We start from the raw sequence: 1499 nt of genomic DNA on the forward strand, positions 1-1499 counted from the left end.
GGAGCTGTTGACAAAGTCCACACAATCCCAAGAGTAAATGGTAGAATAGAGTTACATGGGGGTGGGAGAATGCAACTGAAGCTCCATATGGTGACGATAGAAGATCTGGTACCGGAAAGACATTTTTTGCGGAAGCTGGACGGGGCGTTGGATCTGGGCTTTGTATATGAAGAAACCGCGTACCTGTACAGCCGTCGGTATGGGCGGCCGCCAATCGACCCGGTAGTGCTGGTAAAATACTTGCTGGTGGGATTTCTGTACGGCATTCCCTCAGAGCGGCAGATCGAGCAGCGGATTCAGACCGACATGGCACTACGGTGGTATCTGGGGCTGGATCTGTTTGAGCGGGTGCCGGATCACAGCACCATCAGCCAACTGCGACGGCGAAAACCGTCCTTCCGGAAAATATTTCGACGACTGTTTGAAGAAGTGGTACGGCAGTGTATAGAGAAAGGGGTGGTGAGTGGTCGGTTGGTGGCCACCGACTCCACCCATGTAAAGGCCAACGCCTCCCGGGCCTCGGAGGAACTGGTGGAAGTGCCGGAGAGTCCGGGAGCATACTGGGAACGTCTGGACATCTATGAGGAGGAAGGACTGGAGGAGTTGGAGTGCCGGACGGGAAAACGGCGGAAGAAGCGGGTCAAACAAATCAAGAAGGACAGCCGCAGAACGAAAAAACGGGTGAGCCGGACAGACCCGGAAGCTGGGCATATGAAGCGGCCAGGTAAGCCAGAAGGGCAGTATTACCTCTCCCACCAGACGGTTGACACGGACCACGGCATTATCCTGGGCGTGACGGTGACGCCTGGGGATGTGCACGATTCCGTCCCCTATCTGGAGCATTTGGAACAGATCCACAAAAATGTGATTCCCCTTCAGGCCGCGGCTGCGGACTCTGCCTACGACTTTCCACTGGCCCATCGTGTGCTGGAGGAGCATGGTATCGATTTCTTTGTTCGGCCTCAATCCAATCATGACCATACCCAGGCGGAGTTCAAGCGGGAGGCCTTTTCTTATTGCAAGGGGGAAGACACCTATCTCTGCCCCAACGGAAAAAGGCTTCGGGCCAAGCGGTTGTACCGCAGTGCCAGCGGGCTGTTCTGGGAGTATTGGGCGGACCGAAAGGATTGTACCAGCTGTCCTATGCGGGAGAAGTGCCTGAGCGAAACGGACCGGCAAGGCGCCCGGAAGCTGATGGACAGTTATTTCAAGCCTGCCGTCCAGCGGCATCTGTCCAGGCGGGAGAAGCCGGAATACCAAGAGGCGCTGAAGCAGCGGCAGGTTTGGAGTGAAGGCACCTTTGCCGCTCAAAAGCGCAGCCACAATTTAACACACGTCTTACGACGAGGTTTAGAGGCAGCGGAGGATCACTGTCTCCTTTCGGCAACCGCTTTGAACTTGAAACGGATGATATGGGCCATGAAATGACGCCAGTGGGCGTCTTTTTTCTTGTCAATTTTCCAATACAGATTTTTAAAGAGTACTTTGTCAACAGCTCC

1 protein-coding gene is annotated in these 1499 nt (G+C 54.9%); it reads left to right on the forward strand.

The window, feature by feature from the left end; genetic code table 11:
• Positions 1–69 precede the first annotated feature (69 nt).
• Complete coding sequence (locus H6B51_RS17005; protein ID WP_204884778.1) at positions 70–1428, forward strand: IS1182 family transposase; 1359 nt, start codon at positions 70–72, stop codon at positions 1426–1428.
• Positions 1429–1499: the final 71 nt, after the last annotated feature.

The organism is Pseudoflavonifractor phocaeensis, from assembly GCF_016901955.1.
In the GTDB taxonomy this organism is placed as follows: Bacteria; Bacillota; Clostridia; order Oscillospirales; family Oscillospiraceae; genus Flavonifractor; species Flavonifractor phocaeensis_A.